We start from the raw sequence: 738 nt of genomic DNA, 5'->3' as shown, positions 1-738 counted from the left end.
CGATGGTCGATCTCATTCTCACGGCAGACGCGGTCAAAAATGTGCTCGAACGCTGATGTATCCTGCTTGCGGTTGGTGAACTGGATGCCGCTGTCGGTAAGAACCGTATGGACCCTGTAGGGCACCGCCGCGATCAGATTGCGCAAGAATTGGGCTGCAATCATTTTGCCAGCCTTTTCGTGCAGTTCGACATAGGCGAACTTAGATGTACGGTCGATGGCCACGAACAAGCGGATTTTTCCCTCGCCAGTGCGGACTTCAGCAATGTCGATATGGAAATACCCGATGGGGTAGCGCTTGAATCTCTTCTTCGGCTTGTCGCCCTCGACCTCCGGCAGTCGGCTAATCCCGTGTCGTTGCAGACAGCGGTGCAAAGACGCGCGCGTCAGATGCGGTATGCTCGGCTGCAGTGCGTAGAGGCAGTCATCCAGTGGCAGCAGTGTGTGGCGTCTGAAGGCAACAATAACGGCTTGCTCTTCGATGCTGAGAACCGTTGAATGGACCTGCTTCGGTCCCATCGCAGCATCTTGAACGCTGTCTCGCTTCCGCCACTTGGCGACCGTCTTGACGTTCATGCCCAATTCCCGGCTCAGCGCCGCGTTCGAAGCTTTCGATCGCTGTATGAGAGCTCGGACTGCGTGCGTAGTCTTGGCGCTCCCGTGAAGAATTTGTCCCATAATGCATCCTTCTGATGGTCACAGATCAGTAGACCACCACACGCTGGGACTACACAGCTAG

The 738-nt window shown here is 55.8% G+C and carries 1 protein-coding gene; it reads right to left on the bottom strand.

Going from position 1 to position 738, the window contains the following annotated elements; translation table 11 throughout:
* On the bottom strand, positions 1 to 677 hold a 677-nt coding region (locus ACTZWY_RS19805), incomplete at its 3' end, for a DDE-type integrase/transposase/recombinase (RefSeq protein WP_444792420.1).
* Positions 678 to 738: the final 61 nt, after the last annotated feature.

Origin of the sequence: Roseinatronobacter sp. NSM, from assembly GCF_052379845.1 — a bacterium.
Lineage (GTDB): Bacteria > Pseudomonadota > Alphaproteobacteria > Rhodobacterales > Rhodobacteraceae > Roseinatronobacter.
The sequence above is the reverse complement of the archived record's forward strand: the minus strand, read 5'-3'. Positions and strand labels throughout refer to the sequence as shown.